At 70.1% G+C, this 17682-nt stretch carries 15 protein-coding genes; 8 read left to right on the top strand and 7 right to left on the bottom strand.

Features of this window, described 5'->3' with window-relative positions; translation table 11 throughout:
- Positions 1–174 precede the first annotated feature (174 nt).
- Positions 175–1143: a quinone oxidoreductase family protein gene (locus tag E1202_RS22820; RefSeq protein ID WP_132685177.1), complete on the top strand. Its 969-nt coding sequence runs from the start codon at positions 175–177 to the stop codon at positions 1141–1143.
- 94 nt (positions 1144–1237) lie between these two features.
- Here the strand turns inward: E1202_RS22820 and E1202_RS22815 are convergent, their stop codons facing one another.
- Complete coding sequence (locus E1202_RS22815; RefSeq protein ID WP_132685176.1) at positions 1238–2170, bottom strand: heme o synthase; 933 nt, start codon at positions 2168–2170, stop codon at positions 1238–1240.
- 453 nt (positions 2171–2623) lie between these two features.
- Here E1202_RS22815 and tkt point away from each other — a divergent pair, with 453 nt between their 5' ends.
- The 7 genes from tkt (at position 2624) to E1202_RS22780 (ending at position 12143) form a co-directional block, all read left to right on the top strand.
- The gene (gene tkt / locus E1202_RS22810; RefSeq protein ID WP_207918878.1) at positions 2624–4720 is read left to right on the top strand and encodes a transketolase; all 2097 of its coding nucleotides are present in this window, start codon (positions 2624–2626) and stop codon (positions 4718–4720) included.
- 14 nt (positions 4721–4734) lie between these two features.
- Positions 4735–5841, top strand: coding sequence for a transaldolase (gene tal, locus E1202_RS22805; RefSeq protein ID WP_132685174.1), 1107 nt, complete (start codon positions 4735–4737; stop codon positions 5839–5841).
- 114 nt (positions 5842–5955) lie between these two features.
- Complete coding sequence (locus tag E1202_RS22800; protein WP_132685173.1) at positions 5956–7587, top strand: glucose-6-phosphate isomerase; 1632 nt, start codon at positions 5956–5958, stop codon at positions 7585–7587.
- Positions 7584–9116, top strand: a complete 1533-nt coding sequence (gene zwf / locus E1202_RS22795; RefSeq protein ID WP_132685172.1) for a glucose-6-phosphate dehydrogenase — start codon at positions 7584–7586, stop codon at positions 9114–9116. Before E1202_RS22800 ends, zwf begins: the two co-directional genes overlap by 4 nt.
- A complete protein-coding gene (gene opcA, locus E1202_RS22790; RefSeq protein ID WP_132685171.1) occupies positions 9113–10075 on the top strand; it encodes a glucose-6-phosphate dehydrogenase assembly protein OpcA in 963 nt (320 codons plus the stop codon). Before zwf ends, opcA begins: the two co-directional genes overlap by 4 nt.
- Positions 10072–10821 carry a 6-phosphogluconolactonase gene (gene pgl, locus E1202_RS22785; protein WP_132685170.1) on the top strand — a complete coding sequence of 250 codons (750 nt, stop codon included), beginning with the start codon at positions 10072–10074 and terminating at the stop codon, positions 10819–10821. Before opcA ends, pgl begins: the two co-directional genes overlap by 4 nt.
- 137 nt (positions 10822–10958) lie before the next feature.
- On the top strand, positions 10959–12143 hold the full coding sequence (locus E1202_RS22780; RefSeq protein ID WP_132685169.1) for a glycoside hydrolase family 10 protein: 1185 nt from the start codon (positions 10959–10961) through the stop codon (positions 12141–12143).
- Between the two features lie 111 nt (positions 12144–12254).
- Here the strand turns inward: E1202_RS22780 and E1202_RS22775 are convergent, their stop codons facing one another.
- The 6 genes from E1202_RS22775 to E1202_RS22750 form a co-directional block, all read right to left on the bottom strand.
- On the bottom strand, positions 12255–12905 hold the full coding sequence (locus E1202_RS22775) for a GntR family transcriptional regulator (protein ID WP_207918877.1): 651 nt from the start codon (positions 12903–12905) through the stop codon (positions 12255–12257).
- 20 nt (positions 12906–12925) lie between these two features.
- Entirely contained in the window at positions 12926–14377 is a 1452-nt protein-coding gene (gene tcuA / locus E1202_RS22770) for an FAD-dependent tricarballylate dehydrogenase TcuA (RefSeq protein ID WP_132685168.1), read from the bottom strand.
- A gap of 81 nt (positions 14378–14458) precedes the next feature.
- Positions 14459–15124, bottom strand: a complete 666-nt coding sequence (locus E1202_RS22765; protein ID WP_235878890.1) for a potassium channel family protein — start codon at positions 15122–15124, stop codon at positions 14459–14461.
- On the bottom strand, positions 15117–16469 hold the full coding sequence (locus tag E1202_RS22760) for a TrkH family potassium uptake protein (RefSeq protein WP_328591011.1): 1353 nt from the start codon (positions 16467–16469) through the stop codon (positions 15117–15119). The genes E1202_RS22765 and E1202_RS22760 overlap by 8 nt, the downstream gene beginning before the upstream one ends.
- A gap of 35 nt (positions 16470–16504) precedes the next feature.
- Complete coding sequence (gene rraA / locus E1202_RS22755; protein WP_132685167.1) at positions 16505–16978, bottom strand: ribonuclease E activity regulator RraA; 474 nt, start codon at positions 16976–16978, stop codon at positions 16505–16507.
- 354 nt (positions 16979–17332) lie between these two features.
- Positions 17333–17677 (bottom strand): RNA polymerase-binding protein RbpA, encoded by a 345-nt coding sequence (locus E1202_RS22750; RefSeq protein ID WP_132685166.1) that lies wholly within the window; start codon positions 17675–17677, stop codon positions 17333–17335.
- Between the last annotated feature and the right edge of the window lie 5 nt (positions 17678–17682).

Below are 17682 nucleotides of genomic sequence, written 5' to 3'. Positions count from 1 at the left end.
CTAAACAGGTTCCACCCCGGGGCAGAACCGGTCGTTGCGCACGACACTCGATCTCGGGCGCTTCCGCGGCTCGCACCCGAAGATGGGAGGCGGTGGTCGTGGGCGGGATGATCGACGGCGGCCGTCGCGTTGCTCCTGACGGCCATGAAGCTAGCCCTGCGAAGGAGAAGACAGATGCGCGCGATTCGGGTGGCGACCAACGGCGGTCCCGAGGTCCTCGAACTCGGTGAGGTCGAGGCGCCCGAGCCCGGCCCCGGTCAGCTGCTGGTCGACGTCGCCGCCGCCGGGGTCAACTTCATCGACACCTACCAGCGCAGCGGCCTGTACTCGATGCAGCTGCCGTTCACCCCGGGCTCGGAAGGCGCGGGCGAGATCGTCGCGGTGGGCCCGGACGTCGACGGGTTCGCCGTCGGCGAGCGGGTCGCGTGGGCGATGGCGCCCGGCAGCTACGCCGAGAAGGCGCTGGTCCCGGCGAGCTCGGCGGTCAAGGTCCCCAACGGCGTGGCCTCCGACGTCGCCGCTGCCGCGATGCTGCAGGGCATGACCGCGCACTACCTGGTCAACTCGACCCACGAGGTCAAGACCGGGGAGACGGTGCTGGTCCACGCGGCGGCCGGCGGCATGGGGCTGCTGCTGACCCAGCTGATCAAGTCCAAGGGCGCGAACGTCATCGGCACCGTGTCCACCGACGAGAAGGAGCGGCTGGCGCGCGGGGCCGGTGCGGACGAGATCATCCGCTACACCGAAGCCGACGTGGCCGCCGAGGTCAGCGACCTCACCGACGGGCGCGGCGTGGACGTGGTCTACGACGGGGTCGGCAAGTCCACCTTCGAGGCGAGCATGGCGAGCCTGCGCCCGCGCGGGACGCTGGTGCTCTTCGGCGCCTCCAGCGGCCCGGTGCCGCCGGTCGACCCCCAGCGCCTGAACTCCGGTGGCTCGCTGTTCCTGACCCGGCCGTCGCTGGGCCACCACCTGCTCACCCGCGAGGAGCTCGACTGGCGCGCGGGCGACGTCTTCAACTGGATCGCGAGCGGCACGATCACCATCCGCGTCGGCGGAACCTACCCGCTGGCCGACGCCCGCAAGGCGCACGAGGACCTCGAGGGCCGCCGGACCACCGGCAAGCTCCTCATCGTGCCCTGACCAGCCCTTCTCGAGTTTCGCGCGGAGTTCGAACCCGAACTCTCGGGCTCGAACTCCGCGCGAAGTTCGAATGCCGCTGCGCAGGTGAGGCGGCCTACCAGGGCCAGCCGAGGACCGGGAGGCTCAGCGCCGAGTCCACCGCGAGGGCCACGAACACGATCATCAGGTACGTGTTGGACATGTGGAACAGGCGCATGGGCTTGGTGGGCACGCCGCGCTTGGTGGCCGCGTGCAGGCGGTGGGCCAGCACGATGAACCACGCGCCGGCGACCGCGGCGAAGGCGGTGTAGAGCCAGCCGGTCGCCGGGACCAGCAGCAGCGTCCAGATGACCATGAGCCAGGTGAACAGCACGATCTGCCGGGACACCGCGGTCGGACGCGCCACCACCGGCAGCATCGGCACACCGGCGCGCTCGTAGTCGTCCTTGTACTTCATCGCCAGCGACCACGTGTGCGGCGGCGTCCAGAAGAACACGACGCCGAACATCACCAGCGCGGGCCAGTCGATGCGGCCGGTCACCCCGGCCCAGCCGATCACCACCGGCATGCAACCGGCGGCGCCGCCCCACACGATGTTCTGCGCGGTCCGCCGCTTGAGGACCATCGTGTAGATGAAGACGTAGAACAGGATCGTGCCCACGGCGAGAACGCCTGCCAGCAGGTTCGTGGCCGCCCACAGCACCGCGAACGAGCCCGCGCCCAGCGCGATGCCGAAGATCAGCGCGTGCCGGTTGGAGACCGTGTGCCGCACCAGCGGCCGAGCCCGCGTGCGTTTCATCACCTGGTCGATGTCGGAGTCGACCACGCAGTTGAGCGCGTTGGCGCTGCCGGCGGCCATGGTTCCGCCGACGAGCGTGGCCAGCACCAGGAAGGGCGACGGGATGCCGCGCACGGCCAGCAGCATGGCCGGGATGGTGGTGACCAGCAGCAGCTCGATGACCCGCGGCTTGGTCAGCCCCAGATAGGCTTTGAGCAGGTCAGCGGCCTTGCGGGCAGGCTGACCGGAGAGGTGCGCGGCGGTGGTCACGACGCTGCGCTCACCGACGACATGACACTCCCCGCACTTGCCGAGTCAGGCTCCCACCGGTTCCCGAAGAACGGAACCGAACCGTTAGGCAATAGTAGTCGCGCTACAGAAGCGCGTCCCGCGCGGGTGCGAGTGCGCCTGTTCACACGGGTCACGGGCTAAACTGGACCCGTTCGGCGATCAGCCGCGTTCCGGCGGTTCAGCAGCGCGAAGACCGGTTCTCATGCACGCTGGTCGACGAATCGCCGGCACCCCCATCGTCTGAGGAACGGTCCTCGCAGGTCGAGGCTGGTCAGCAGGGGGTCTGCACCGTTTCTCAACGGGCCGCCGGGCGCCTGATCCGGAGAGACTAGGCTGCCCGACGGACGAGGGATAACTGCGGTTCGAATCGGTCCAGTGGACCGTTCGCCGCGTTGAGGGAAATACCGCCGAAGGAAAACTGGAGCTGCGTCCGTGTCCGTCACCGACGACCTTGCCCGCTTGACGACCAAGCGACTGCCCAACGACTGGACCGAGCTGGATCAGCGCGCCGTCGACACCGCGCGCGTGCTCGCCGCCGACGCGGTGGAGAACTGCGGAAGTGGACACCCGGGCACGGCGATGAGCCTCGCGCCCGCCGCCTACGCCCTGTTCCAGCGCGTCATGCGGCACGACCCCACCGACCCCGAGTGGATCGGCCGCGACCGCTTCGTGCTGTCGGCCGGGCACTCGAGCCTGACGCTGTACGTGCAGCTGTTCCTCTCCGGCTACGGCCTGGAGCTCGAGGACCTCAAGCAGCTGCGCACGTGGGGTTCGCTGACCCCGGGTCACCCCGAGTACGGGCACACCAAGGGTGTGGAGACCACCACCGGCCCGCTGGGTCAGGGCCTGTCGACCGCGGTCGGCATGGCGATGGCCGCGCGCCGCGAGCGCGGTCTGTTCGACCCGGAGGCCGGCGCGGGCGAGAGCCCGTTCGACCACCACATCTACGTGATCGCCTCCGACGGCGACATCGAGGAGGGCGTGACCTCCGAGGCGTCCTCGCTGGCCGGCGTGCAGCAGCTGGGCAACCTCACGGTGATCTACGACGCGAACGAGATCTCCATCGAGGACAACACCGGCATCGCGCTGACCGAGGACACCGCCAAGCGCTACGAGTCCTACGGCTGGCAGGTGCTCACCGTCCACGGCGGTGAGGACGTGCAGGGTCTGCTGGAGGCCATCGAGTCGGCCAAGGCCGAGACCGCTCGCCCGACCCTGATCGTGCTGCGCACGGTCATCGGCTACCCGGCTCCGACCAAGATGAACACCGGCAAGGCCCACGGTGCCGCGCTGGGCGGCGACGAGGTCGCCGAGATCAAGAAGGCGCTGAGCTTCGACCCGGAGCAGTCCTTCGAGGTCACCGACGAGGTCCTGTCGCACGCCCGCGAGGTCGTCGAGCGGGGCAAGCAGGCGCACGCCGAGTGGCAGGTCGCCTTCGACAAGTGGGCTTCGGCCAACCCGGAGCGCAAGGCGCTGCTGGACCGGCTGGCCACCCGCGAACTCCCGGCCGGTTGGCAGGAGAAGCTGCCGAGCTGGGAGGCCGACGGCAAGGGCGTCGCCACCCGCAAGGCCTCCGGTGAGGTCCTCAACGCGCTGGCCGACGTGCTGCCCGAGCTCTGGGGCGGTTCGGCGGACCTCGCCGAGAGCAACAACACCAGCATGAAGGGCCAGCCCTCGTTCGGTCCGGAGTCGATCTCCACCGACGCGTGGTCGGCCGACCCCTACGGCCGGACGCTGCACTTCGGCATCCGCGAGCACGCCATGGGCGCGATCCTCAACGGCATCGCGCTGCACGGCGGCACCCGCCCGTACGGCGGCACCTTCCTGGTGTTCAGCGACTACATGCGTCCGGCGGTACGCCTGGCGGCCCTGATGAAGGTCCCGTCGATCTTCGTCTGGACGCACGACTCCATCGGCCTGGGCGAGGACGGCCCGACGCACCAGCCGATCGAGCACGTCGCCTCGCTGCGCGCGATCCCCGGCTTCTCGCTGGTCCGCCCGGCGGACGCCAACGAGACCGCCGCCGCGTGGAAGACCATCCTGGAGAACCCCAGCGGCCCGGCCGGCCTGGCGCTGACCCGCCAGGGCGTTCCGACGCTGGAGGGCGTGACCGCCGACGGCGTCGCCAAGGGCGGTTACGTCCTGGCCGACGCCGCCAACGGCAACCCGGAGCTGATCCTGATGGCCACCGGTTCCGAGGTCCAGCTGGCCGTCGAGGCCCGCCAGGCCCTGGAAGCCGAGGGCGTGGCCACCCGCGTCGTGTCGTTCCCGTGCGTCGAGTGGTTCGACGCCCAGGACGAGGCGTACCGCGAGTCGGTGCTGCCGAGCTCGGTGAAGGCCCGCGTCTCGGTCGAGGCCGGCATCGCCATGCCGTGGTACCGGTTCGTCAAGGACGCCGGTGAGTCGGTTTCGCTGGAGCACTTCGGCGCTTCGGCCGACTACAAGACCCTTTACGAGCAGTTCGGCATCACCACCGAAGCCGTTGTCGCAGCTGCTCGACGCAGCCTGAGCAACGCCCAGCAGGCGTGAGCGGAGGAATTTCTGTGACGACCAACGCGAACCTCAAGGCCCTGACCGAGGCCGGAGTGTCGATCTGGCTGGACGACCTGTCCCGCCAGCGCATCAGCTCGGGCAACCTGGCCCAGCTGATCACCGAGCAGGCGGTCGTCGGGGTCACGAGCAACCCGACGATCTTCGCCAACGCGCTGTCCAACGCCGCCGACTACGCCGACAAGGTCAAGGACCTGGCCGCGCGCGGTGCCAGCGTGGACGACACCATCCGCGAGCTGACCACCGCGGACGTGCGGGACGCGGCGGACATCTTCCGCAACGTCTACGAGCAGACGGGTGGTGTGGACGGCCGGGTCTCCCTGGAGGTCGACCCGCGGCTGGCGCACGACACCGACAAGACCGTCGCCGAGGCGATCGACCTGTGGAAGGCCGTGGACCGGCCGAACCTGATGGTCAAGATCCCGGCCACGCTGGCGGGCCTGCCGGCCATCACGAAGGTCATCGCCGAGGGCATCAGCGTCAACGTGACCCTGATCTTCTCCGTCGAGCGCTACAAGGCCGTCATGGACGCCTACCTCGCCGGTCTGGAGCAGGCCAAGGCCAACGGCCACGACCTCGCGTCGATCGAGTCGGTGGCGTCGTTCTTCGTCTCCCGCGTGGACACCGAGATCGACAAGCGGCTGGACGCGATGCAGGAGAACCACCCGCTGCGCGGGCAGGCCGCGATCGCCAACGCCCGCCTGGCCTACGCCGCCTACCAGGAGGACTTCTCCTCCGAGCGGTGGAAGGCCCTGCAGGCCGAGGGCGCTCGGGCGCAGCGCCCGCTGTGGGCCTCGACCGGGGTGAAGGACAAGTCCTACTCCGACACCCGCTACGTCGACGAGCTCGCCGCGCCGAACACGGTCAACACCATGCCGGAGTCGACGCTGCAGGCCACCGCCGACCACGCCGACGTGCGCGGTGACCTGGTCAGCGGCACCGCGCAGGCCTCGCAGAAGGTCTTCGACGACCTCGCCGCCGCCGGCATCGACCTCGACGACGTCTTCAAGCACCTGGAGACCGACGGCGTCGACAAGTTCGAGAAGTCCTGGACCGAACTCCTCGACACGGTCGCCGCTCAGCTGGAGCAGGCCAAGTAAGTAACGCCACGTGCGTTGAGCCGGTCCGGGCCGGTGCGGCGTCCTGTCGCACCGGCCCGGATCGGCGAAAATCCCCTACGAACTAAAAACTCTTTCGAGCCCTGAAGGATCTTCATGGCAACCGATGTTTCTGTCGAAATTGCCGACACGGCGCTGGCGGCCGAGGCTCGCCCACTGGTCGAGCGGCTGACCGCCGACGCGGTTGCCGGCAAGCTCGCCGCCCAGGACGCCACGCTGTGGGGCACCGACGCCGAGCCCGAGGCGTCCATCCGCCTCTCCTGGACCACTCTCGCCGAGAGCTCCCGTCCGCTGCTCGCCGAGATCGACGCGCTGCGCGCCGAGCTGCACGCCGAAGGGCTGGACCGAGTCGTGCTGGCCGGCATGGGCGGGTCCTCGCTGGCACCCGAGGTGATCACCGGCACCGCCGGTGTCCCGCTGACGGTGCTCGACACCACCGACCCCAGCCAGGTCGCCGACGCGCTGGCGGGTGATCTGGACCGGACCGTGCTGGTCGTCTCCTCCAAGTCGGGCACGACCGTCGAGACCGACTCGCACCGCCGGATCTTCGAGAAGGCCTTCTCGCAAAACGGAATCGATCCTGTGACCCGCATCATCGTGGTCACCGACCCCGGTTCCCCGATGGAGACCGCCGCCCGCGAGGCCGGCTACCGCAAGGTCTTCACGGCCGACCCGAACGTGGGCGGCCGCTACTCGGCGCTGACCGCGTTCGGTCTCGTCCCGGCCGGTCTGGCGGGCGCCGACATCGCCGCGCTGCTCGACGACGCCGCGAGCGCGTTCAAGGCGGTCAGCCTGGACTCGCCCGAGAACCCGGCCGTCGTCCTCGCCGCCGCCATCGGCGCGGCCCACGAACGGGGCGCCGAGAAGCTGGTCTTCGCCGACACCGGTTCCGGCATCGCCGGTTTCGGCGACTGGGTGGAGCAGCTGATCGCCGAGTCCACCGGCAAGAACGGCACCGGCGTGCTGCCGGTCGTGGTGGAGAGCCCCGACGCGCCCGGCTTCGTCGACGCCGGTGCCGACGCCACCACCGTGGCCGTGGGACCGGGTGTCGACACCGCGCGGATCAGCACCGACGGCCCGCTGGGCGGGCTGCTGCTGCTGTGGGAGTTCGCCACCGCGCTCGCGGGACGGCTGCTGGGCATCAACCCCTTCGACCAGCCCGACGTGGAGGCCGCGAAGAAGGCCGCACGTGCGCTGCTGGACGGCCCGGCCGGTGGTCCGGCCGCGACCCCGGCGGTCGTCGACGGCTCCATCGAGGTGCACCCCTCCGGTGACTGGGCCTCGGCGGGCGTCGGCAACGTGACCGAGGCGCTGCGCGCGTTCCTGACCACCGCCCCGACCGGCGGTTACCTGGCGATCCAGGCCTACCTGGACCGCCTCGACGACGCCTCCGCGGCGGTGCTGCGCACCGAGCTGGCGCGGCGGACCGGGCTGCAGACCACCTTCGGCTGGGGTCCGCGCTTCCTGCACTCCACCGGCCAGTACCACAAGGGCGGTCACCAGAACGGCCTGTTCCTGCAGATCACCGGCGACTCCGAGGGCGACCTGGAGGTGCCGGAGCGGCCGTACACGCTGGCCGGTCTGCAGCGCGCCCAGGCGCTGGGCGACGGGCAGGTGCTGGCCGACCACGGCCGTCCGGTGCTGCGCCTGCACCTCACCGACCGCGCGGCCGGGCTCGTCGAGCTCGTCAAGGCCGTGCAGGACCTCCACCAGGGAGGACGAGCGTGAACGGCAGCGAATGGACGAACCCGCTGCGGGATCCCCGGGACAAGAGGCTTCCGCGGATCGCCGGGCCCTGCGGCCTGACGATCTTCGGCGTCACCGGTGACCTGTCCCGCAAGAAGCTGATGCCGGCGATCTACGACCTGGCCAACCGCGGCCTGCTGCCGCCGGGCTTCGCGCTGACCGGCTTCGCCCGCCGCGACTGGGCCGACCAGGACTTCATGCAGGTCGTCTACGAGGCGGTCAAGGAGAACGCCCGGACCCCGTTCCACCAGACGGTCTGGGACCGGCTGGCGGAGGGCATCCGGTTCGTGCCGGGTTCCTTCGACGACGACGCGGCGTTCGACAACCTCGCCGACACGGTCAAGGAGCTCGACGCCGACCGGGGCACCGGCGGCAACCACGCCTTCTACCTGTCGGTGCCGCCGTCGGCGTTCCCGACGGTGCTCAAGCAGCTGTCCCGGTCCGGTCTGACCGACCCGACCGACGAGAGCTGGCGCCGGGTGGTCATCGAGAAGCCGTTCGGGCACGACTCCGACAGCGCCAAGGAGCTGAACCGGATCGTCAACGACGTCTTCCCCGAGGAGTCGGTGTTCCGCATCGACCACTACCTCGGCAAGGAGACGGTGCAGAACATCCTGGCGCTGCGCTTCGCGAACCAGCTGTTCGAGCCGATCTGGAACGCCCACTACGTCGACCACGTGCAGATCACCATGGCCGAGGACATCGGTCTGGGCGGTCGCGCGGGCTACTACGACGGCATCGGCGCGGCCCGGGACGTCATCCAGAACCACCTGCTGCAGCTGATGGCGCTCACGGCGATGGAGGAGCCGGTCTCCTTCTCGCCGGACGACCTGCGCGCGGAGAAGATCAAGGTGCTCTCGGCGACCAAGCCGGTGGGCCCCTTCGACCACACCACCGCGCGCGGTCAGTACACCGGTGGTTGGCAGGGCGGTTCGCTGGTGCCGGGTCTGCACGAGGAGGGCGGTTTCGCGTCCGACTCGATCACCGAGACCTACGCGGCGATCACCCTGGAGGTGGAGAGCCGCCGCTGGGCGGGCGTGCCCTTCTACCTGCGCTCGGGCAAGCGGCTGGGCCGCCGGGTCACCGAGATCGCCGTGGTGTTCAAGCGAGCACCGCACCTGCCGTTCGACTCCACGATGACCGAGGAGCTGGGGCAGAACGCCCTGGTGATCCGGGTGCAGCCGGACGAGGGCGTGACGATGCGCTTCGGCGCGAAGGTTCCGGGCACTTCCATGGAGGTCCGGGACGTCACGATGGACTTCGGTTACGGCCACGCCTTCACCGAGTCCTCGCCGGAGGCCTACGAGCGGCTGATCCTGGACGTGCTGCTGGGCGAGCCCTCGCTGTTCCCGGTGAACGAAGAAGTCGAAATGTCCTGGAACATCCTGGACCCGGTGCTGCGGCACTGGGAGTCCCGCGGCAAGCCCGAGCCGTACAAGGCCGGGACCTGGGGTCCGTCCTCCGCGGACGAGATGCTGGACCGCACCGGACGCGTCTGGAGGCGACCGTGATCATCGACCTGCCGTCGACAACCACCTCGCAGGTCAACAAGAAGCTGGTGGAGCTGCGCGAGTCCGGTGGCGCGGTGGCGCTCGGCCGGGTGCTGACGCTGGTGATCGCCACCGGCGACGGCACCGAGGTGGAGAAGGCGATCCAGGCCGCCAACGACGCGAGCCGGGAGCACCCGTGCCGCGTGATCGTGGTCGCCAGCGGTGCCCGCCAGGCGGCTCCGCGGCTGGACGCGCAGATCCGCGTGGGCGGTGACGCCGGCGCCTCCGAGGTCCTCGTGCTGCGCCTGTACGGCCCGCTGGCCGACGAGGGCGCGGGTTCGGTCGTGCCGCTGCTGCTGCCGGACGCCCCGGTGGTGACCTGGTGGCCGACCGACGCTCCGGAGACTCCGGCGAAGGACCCGCTGGGTGCGCTGTCGCACCGCCGCATCACCGACGCGGCGGCCGAGGGAGACCCGATCGAGGCACTGCAGAAGCGGATCAAGTCCTACGTGGACGGTGACACCGACCTGGCCTGGACGCGTCTGACGTCCTGGCGGGCGATGCTGTCGGCGGCGATGGACCTGCCGCCGCACGAGCGCGTCACCTCGGCCACCGTCACCGGTGCCTCCGACTCGCCCTCGACGGATCTGCTGGCGGGCTGGCTGTCGGCCTACCTGGAGATCCCGGTGCGGCGGTTGGAGAGCGCGCGGGCCGGTTCGGGCATCTACTCGGCCCTGCTGGAGCGTCCCTCCGGCAACATCGAGATCGTCCGCCCGGACGGCAAGGTCGGCACGCTGACCCAGCCGGGGCAGCCGGACCGGCGGATCTCGTTGCAGCGCCGCGAGGTCCAGGACTGCCTGAGCGAGGAGCTGCGCCGCCTCGACCCGGACGAGATCTACGAGGTCACCCTGGGTGGGCTCAAGGGCATCGTGCGCGGTGACGACGCGGAGTCCTCCGACGAGGAAGGGGACGAGCAGTGAGCCGTCCCGAGGCCCTGGTCCACTCCGGCGGCGACGTGCTCGCCGCCGCGGTGGCGGCCCGGCTGATCACCGCGATCACCGACGCGCAGGCCGCTCGCGGCTCGGCGTCGGTGGTGCTCACCGGTGGCCGCACCGGCATCGGCGTGCTGGAGCAGGTGCGCCTCTCCCCCGCGCTGGGCGCGGTGGACTGGTCCGCTGTGGACGTCTTCTGGGGCGACGAGCGGTTCCTGCCCGACGGCGACGGCGAGCGCAACGAGACGCAGGCCCGGCAGGCGCTGCTGGACCACGTCGGCGTCGACCCGGCCCGGGTGCGCCCGATGGCGCCGTCGGACGGCGAGTTCGGCTCCGACGCGGACGCCGCCGCGGCGCACTACGCCGAGCTGCTCGCCGGGCTGGCACCCGAGGGCGCTGCCGTGCCGCGGTTCGACGTGCTGATGCTGGGAGTCGGCGAGGAGGGCCACACCGCCTCGCTGTTCCCGGGCACGCCGTACGTGCGAGAGGAGTCCCGGACGGTGGTGGGCGTGCACGACTGCCCGAAGCCGCCGCCCACCCGGATCTCGCTGACGCTGCCCGCGATCGGCGCCGCGTCCGAGGTCTGGCTGATGACCACGGGCAAGGCCAAGGCCGAACCGGTGGCGTCCGCTCTGGCCGGTGCGAAGCCGGTCGACATCCCCGCTGCGGGAGCCGTCGGCCGCGATCGCACGCTCTGGCTGCTCGACACCGACGCTGCGGCCCAGCTGGGCTGACGCAGAGAACGTGAACGCGCCTCCTTCTCGCTGAAGGGGGCGCGTTTTCGTTAGCCCCGATCGGTGATGACCTGTGCGGCGGGCCCGGTGGGGCAATACGCTGTGGCGCGGTCGATGATCGCGGCGAAGGGGATCCGATGCGGAAGCTCGGTTTGCTCGGCACGGCAATGGGTTTGGCAGCGGTCCTGGTGGGATTGCTGGGCACGGCCGGGGTCGCCGCGCCGTCGAGCACCGCGATGCGCGGCGTGTGGATCGCCAGCGTCGCCAACACCGACTGGCCGAGCCGCCAGGGGTTGTCGGCCGAGCAGCAGAGGTCCGAGTACCGGGCGATGCTGGACCGGGCCGTGGCCAACCGGATGAACGCGGTGTTCGTGCAGGTCCGGCCGACGGCGGACGCGTTCTGGCCCTCGCCGCTGGAGCCGTGGTCGCACTGGCTGACCGGGCAGCAGGGCCGGGATCCCGGATACGACCCGATGCGGTTCCTCGTCGACGAGGCGCACCAGCGCGGCCTGGAGTTCCACGCCTGGTTCAACCCGTACCGGGTCAGCATGACCGACGATCCGAACTCGCTGGTTCCCACGCACCCGGCCCGGATCCATCCGGAGTGGACGTTCTCCTACGGCGGCAAGCTGTACTACGACCCTGGCGTGCCGCAGGTCCGGCGGTTCGTCACCGACGCGATCATGGACGCGGTGTCGCGCTACGACGTCGACGGCGTGCACCTCGACGACTACTTCTACCCCTACCCCGTCGACGGCCGGCGGATCCCGGACGAGCGGACCTTCGCCGCGCACGGCAAGGGGTTCGACAACATCGACGACTGGCGCCGCGACAACGTCAACGACCTGGTCTCTGGGCTGGACGAGCGGGTGCACGCGGTCCGGCCGGACGCGGAGTTCGGCGTCAGCCCGTTCGGCATCTGGCGCAACGCGAGCAGCGACCCCGCCGGTTCCGACACCAACGGCATGGAGTCCTACTCGTCGATCTTCGCCGACACCCGCCGCTGGGTCCGCGAAGGCTGGGTGGACTACATCGCTCCGCAGGTCTACTGGCAGTTCGGCCACCCGGCCGCCGACTACGCCAAGGTCGTCCCCTGGTGGTCCCGGACGGTCGAGGGCACCGACGTGAAGCTCTACATCGGCCAAGCCGCCTACAAGGTCGGCCAACCGAACTGGACCGACCCGGCCGAACTCACCCACCACCTCACCTTCAACGCGGGCCAGCCCCACGTCGAGGGCGACATCTACTTCAGCGCCAAGTCCCTCGCCACGGTCGCCGAAGAAGCCATGGCCCGAGTGGTCCACGACCACTACACCCCCTGAACCCGGAACACCGCCGCAATCAGGTACCGGATTGCGGCGGTATTCGGGCACCGGAAAACTGCGGTAAATCCGGTAGCGGATGACGGCGGAGTTCGTGGAACCCGGGACGGGTCAGGCTTCGCGGTAGAGCTGGAGGCGGAGATCCCGGGCCTTGGTCATGTGGGTTCTGGCCAGGGTGCCCGCGCGGTCCGCGTCTCGGGATTCGATGGCCCGGATCAGGTCGTGGTGTTCGGCGAGGGCTTCGGCCCAGCGGCCGGGGATCTCCAGGGTCGTGGCCGGGTAGCGGGTGAGGTGGTTGTTGAGCCTGGTCAGCAGGTCCACGACCGTGCCGTTGTGGCTCGCGGTCCAGATCGCCTCGTGCACGGCGCGATTGGTCGACGCCATCGCCGCCGGGTCCTCCTGGGAGACGGCGTCCATGGCGGACTGGGCCTTGTCGATGCGGATGAGGTCGAAGTCGCTGTGGCGGGTCGCGGCGGCCGAAGCCGCGGTGGCCTCCAGGGCGATGCGGACCTCGTAGATCTCCAGGATCTCCTCGGGACTGCGGGAGCGGACGCGCATGCCGCGGTCACCGCGTTCGACGAGACCGTCCTGCTGGAGCCTGCGGAGGGCTTCGCGGATCGGCGTGCGACTGGTGCCGTACCGCTCGGCGAGCGCGAGCTCCACCAGGTTGGCACCGGCGTCGAAGGTGCCGTCCACGATCTCGCCGCGCAGCCGCTCGTACACCTCGGACAGGGCCGCCATCTCCTTCATCGCTGGGTTCACCTGGCAGGAGGCCAGGATACTCAGGCCGTCGCGGCCCCCGCCCCGGCGAGCCTGCCGAACACCGCGCCCGAGGTCAGTCCGCTGCCTCCCGGGTAGTTCCCGGAGAACAGACCGCCGACCATCTCCCCGCAGGCGAACAGCCCCGCGATCGGCGAGCCGGAGGCGTCGAGCACGCGGGCGTCGGCGTCGACGTGCAGACCGCCGAAGGTGAAGGTGATGCCGCACCCGACCGCGAAACCGAAGTAGGGCGGGGTGTCGAGGGCGAGCGCCCAGTTCGACTTGGGCGGTTCGACGTGCGCGGCCCGGCCGTCCTTGACCGCGGGGTCGAACTCGGCGTCCACGATGGACTCGTTGAACTCCCGCGCGGTCCGGGCCAGCCGGTCGGCGTCGATGCCCAGCGCCTCGGCGAGTTCGGGCAGCGTGTCGGCCTGCGCGGCCGCGATCGGGTGCGAGTCGTACTCCTCCGCGCGCAGCAGCGGGCGAGTTGTGGCGTCGAAGAGCTGGAAGGCCCGCCCGCCGGGCTGGCGCAGGATCTCCCTGCCGTACTTGGCGTAGGTGTAGTTGCGGAAGTCGGCGCCCTCGTCGACGAAGCGCTCCCCCGCCCGGTTGACCACGATCCCGATCGGATAGCTCTGCCGGGTCAGCTGGTTGGTCAGCTCGCGGTTCCCGCCGTCGGGGTCGGCGTCGGCGTCCCACGCGGTGCTGTGGCAGGTCGTCCAGTCGCCGTGCGGCGCGGCGCCGGCGGCCAGCGCGAGGTCGAGGACGTCGCCGGTGTTGGTCGGCGTGCCGCGCACGTAGGCGGCTGCCCACTCCGGGCCGAGGTGGCGGGCCCTGCGTTCGGCGGAGGCCTCGAAGCCCCCGGCCGCCAGCACGATCGCCCGGGCCGACACCCGGTGCTCGCTTCCCCCGGCCCGGTAGGTGACGGCGCGGTCGTCGAGGTGCAGCGCGGTGACCTCGGCGCCGTAGCGGATCTCGACGCCCTCCTGCCGCGCGGCGGCGGTGTGCTGGGCGATCAAGCCCTTGCCACCGTCAACGGTGCCGACGTAGAGGCCGCCGGAGAAGACCCACTTGCCGCCGGAGAGGTACGCCTGCCGCTCGTACATCAGCCGCCAGGTCAGGCCCTTGCCCGCCAGCCACCGGACGGTGTCGGTCGACCGCGAGACCAGGACCTCGGTGAGCACCGGGTCGCAGCGCCCGGCGGTCACCCGGTCCATGTCGGCGTGGAACGCGCTCGGCGGGTAGGCGGGCACGACCGAGTCGGCGTGCCGCTCATCGGGTTCGAGCAGGTCGGCGACCTCGTCGATGTCGTCGAAGGTGAACCGGAACGCTCCGGCCGTGTAGAAGGAGTTGCCCCCGGCCTCGGGCTCCGGGGCCTTCTCCAGCAGCAACACCCGGGCACCCCGCTCGACGGCGGAGTGCGCCGCCGAGAACCCCGCGTTGCCACCGCCGACCACCACGACGTCGAAGTCCACCGCACACCTCCTGCACACGACTGTATACAGAAGAATACTGAACCGAGGGCCGTTTGGGAACGACGTGGGAGCGCTGGGCCCTCAGGTGCGCTCGGCGAAGGCCTCGACCTGGGTCGTGGTTCCCGCGACGATCAGGGTGTCCTGCTGGCCGACGGTGGTGTCGGCCGTGGCGTAGGTGAAGTCCTCCCCCGGCCGCTTGATGCCGACGACCGTCACGCCGTACTTGGACCGCAGCTTCAGCTCGCCCAGGGTGTTGCCGACGGCTTCGGCGGGCGCGTGGGTCTTGATCAGCGCGTAGTGCTCGGCGAGCTCGATGTAGTCGAGCATCCGGCCGTTGACCAGGTGCGCGACCCGCTCCCCCATCTCGTGCTCGGGCAGCACCACGTGGTGCGCGCCCACGCGCTCCAGGATGCGTCCGTGCTGGCGGCTGGTGGCCTTGGCCCAGATGTGCGGGATGCCGAAGTCCGCCAGCAGCGAGGTGGTGAGGATGCTGGCTTCCAGCTCGGTGCCGATGGCGACCACGGCCCGCTTGAACTGGTGCACGCCGAGCTGGCGCAGGCTCTCGGGGTCGGTGCTGTCGGCGACGGCGGTGTGGGTGAGCTCGTCGGCGTGGCGCTGCACCACGTTCGGCCGCGAGTCCAGCGCCAGCACCTCCGAGCCGCGCCGCGCGAGTTCGGTGGCCAGCGAGCTGCCGAACCGGCCGAGGCCGATGACCACGATCTGGTTGGTGTCGTCGTTCTTAGCCAACGATGGGTCGCTCCTCCGGTAGTTCGTAGCGGCGCCCGCGTTCGCGGAGCGCGAGCGCGGAGGCCAGGGTGATCGGACCGAGCCTGCCGATGAACATGAGCAGCACCAGCAGTATCTGCCCGAAGGGCGGCAGCTGTGCGGTGATGCCGGTCGACAGGCCGACCGTGGCGAAGGCCGACACCGCCTCGAACAGGACCTGGTCCAGCCCGAACGGACTGATCGCCAGCAGGATCAGCACGGTCAGCATCACGAGACCGACGCCGAGCAGCACGATCGTCAGCGCCTGGCGCTGCACCGCTCCCGGCAGCTGCCTGCCCATCACGTGCACGGTGGGCTCGCCCCGGATCTCGGCGAGGATCACGTACGCCAGCAGCGCGAACGTGGTGACCTTGATGCCACCGGCCGTGCCCGCGCTGCCGCCGCCGATGAACATCAGGATGTCCTGCAGCAGCAGCGTCCCAGGCTGGAAGGCCGCGACGTCGAGGATGTTGAAACCGGCGGTGCGCGGCATGACCCCGCTGGCGAAACCGGCCACCAGCTTGCCCGGCCAGGGCATGGGCCCGAGGGTGCCGGGGTTGGTCCACTCGGCGGCGGTGATCCCGACCGAGCCCACGACCAGCAGCAGCGCGGTCGCCAGCAGGGTGACCTTGGCGTGCATCGTCCAGCGGCGCGACACCCGCAGATGTCGGAAGATCTCCACCCACACCGGGAAGCCGAGACCGCCGGCGATCACCGCGAGGCAGATCGGCAGGAGGAAGAACGGGTCGGTCGCGAAGGACATCAGGTTGTCGCTGCGCAGCGCGAACCCGGCGTTGTTGAAGGCCGAGACCGCGTGGAAGACGCCCTCGTAGATCGCACGCCCCGGGCCCAACTCGTAGCCGGTGATCAGCCGCGCGGTCAGCAGCGCCGCCACGACCAGCTCGAACAGCAGGCTGAGGCTGATTACCCGGAAGATCGTTCGCCGCACGTCACCCAGCCCGAGCGACTTGGTCTCGGCCTGCGCGGTCAGCCGCATCCGCAGTCCGAAGCGGCGGAACATCAGCAGGCTGAGCAGCGAGGCGACGGTCATGATGCCCAGGCCGCCGAGCTGGATCAGCACGATGATGACCACTTCTCCGGCGGTGGAGAAGTGGACCGGGGTGTCCAGCACGATCAGCCCGGTCACGCAGACCGCCGAGGTGGCGGTGAACAGCGCGGGAAGCAGGTCGGTGGGCTCACCGGACTCGGTCGAGAACGGCATCATCAACGCGACGGTGCCGACCGCGATCAGGGCTGCGAAGCCCAGCACGATCGGCACCGCTGGACGCCGCACGACGGCGGCGAACCCGCGCTCGAAAGCAGGGATGACGCTCACGCGAGCACCCTACTTCGAGCTGGTGATCAGGGTTCTTCGACCACCACGACGCCGTCGCTGTCGGCGTAGACGTACTCGCCCGGCACGAACTTCACGCCGCCGAGCTCGACGACCTCGTCGAGGACGCCGTCACCGGTCTTGGTGGACTTGCGCGGGTTGGTGCCCAGCGCCTTGACGCCGAACTCCATGCCGCCGATGACCGCGGAGTCGCGGATCGCCCCGTTGACGATGATGCCGCTCCAGCCGTTGGACCGGCCGAGCTCGGCGATGAGGTCGCCGACAAGGGCGGTGTGGATCGAGCCCGCGCCGTCGATGACCAGCACAGCTCCGTCGCCGGGCTCGGAGAGGGTCTTCTTCAGCAGCGCGTTGTCCTGGAAGCAGGTGACGGTGCGAACGCGCCCCTCGAAGGCCACCACGCCACCGTAGTTGCGGAACTGCACGTCGCAGCTGCGCACCTCCGGCCCCTCCCGATCCGCCAGATCAGCCGTCGCCGTTGCCATGAATCCTCCCGAGAAAAAGCTCGCAGACCACAAGAACCCTACCCGCCAGTAACAAACCCAGCCAGCCCCAACCCCAACCCCAACCACCGTCAGGCAAGCACCGAAGGTGCTTTCTCACCACCCCAAGCAAGCAACTCGCACCGCCGCGGGTTCTCAGACGTCTTCTGGGGAGGACAGCCGACGTGTCGTGTATGGCATACATAAGCCTCGGATCCCGGAGCCAGAAGGCGTCTGAGGTTCCGCTTCTGGCACCGCCACGCACGAAGACCACAGAGTAGTGGCAGTAGACCTGAACAAGAGAAAAACCGGGCTCAGGAACCAAATCCCGAACCCGGCTCTCCATTGCGAATACCTCTACCGCCCCTTGCGCGCCCGGAGCTTTGCGAGCGCTTCGTCGAGGATCTTCATCCCATCCTCATCGCTGCGCCGCTCCTTGACGTACGCGAGGTGGCTCTTGTAGGGCTCGTTGCGCTTCGCCGCCGGGGGGTTCTGCTCGTCCCGGCCTGCGGGCAGTCCGCAGCGCGGGCAGTCCCACTCCTCCGGCACTTCGGCGTCGAGCGCGAACGACGGCGTGCTGTGGTGCGCGTTGGCGCACCAGTAGTCGATCCGCTTCCGCGGAGCGGCTTCCCCCCGCTCAGACTCGCCTACCGTGGGGCCCGAGCCCACACGAGTGCCGCGAATGGCATTACCGCCAGTCATCCATC

This window comes from Saccharopolyspora karakumensis, assembly GCF_004349225.1.
GTDB classification, from domain to species: Bacteria; Actinomycetota; Actinomycetes; order Mycobacteriales; family Pseudonocardiaceae; genus Saccharopolyspora; species Saccharopolyspora endophytica.
The sequence above is the reverse complement of the archived record's forward strand: the minus strand, read 5'-3'. Positions and strand labels throughout refer to the sequence as shown.

Bases quoted from the DNA above. Each gene is read 5' to 3' on its own strand.
- rraA (WP_132685167.1), bottom strand. From the start codon at position 16,978: ATGGCAACGGCGACGGCTGATCTGGCGGATCGGGAGGGGCCGGAGGTG.
- E1202_RS22820 (WP_132685177.1), top strand. From the start codon at position 175: ATGCGCGCGATTCGGGTGGCGACCAACGGCGGTCCCGAGGTCCTCGAA.
- E1202_RS22780 (WP_132685169.1), top strand. From the start codon at position 10,959: ATGCGGAAGCTCGGTTTGCTCGGCACGGCAATGGGTTTGGCAGCGGTC.
- E1202_RS22750 (WP_132685166.1), bottom strand. From the start codon at position 17,677: ATGACTGGCGGTAATGCCATTCGCGGCACTCGTGTGGGCTCGGGCCCC.
- E1202_RS22800 (WP_132685173.1), top strand. From the start codon at position 5,956: ATGGCAACCGATGTTTCTGTCGAAATTGCCGACACGGCGCTGGCGGCC.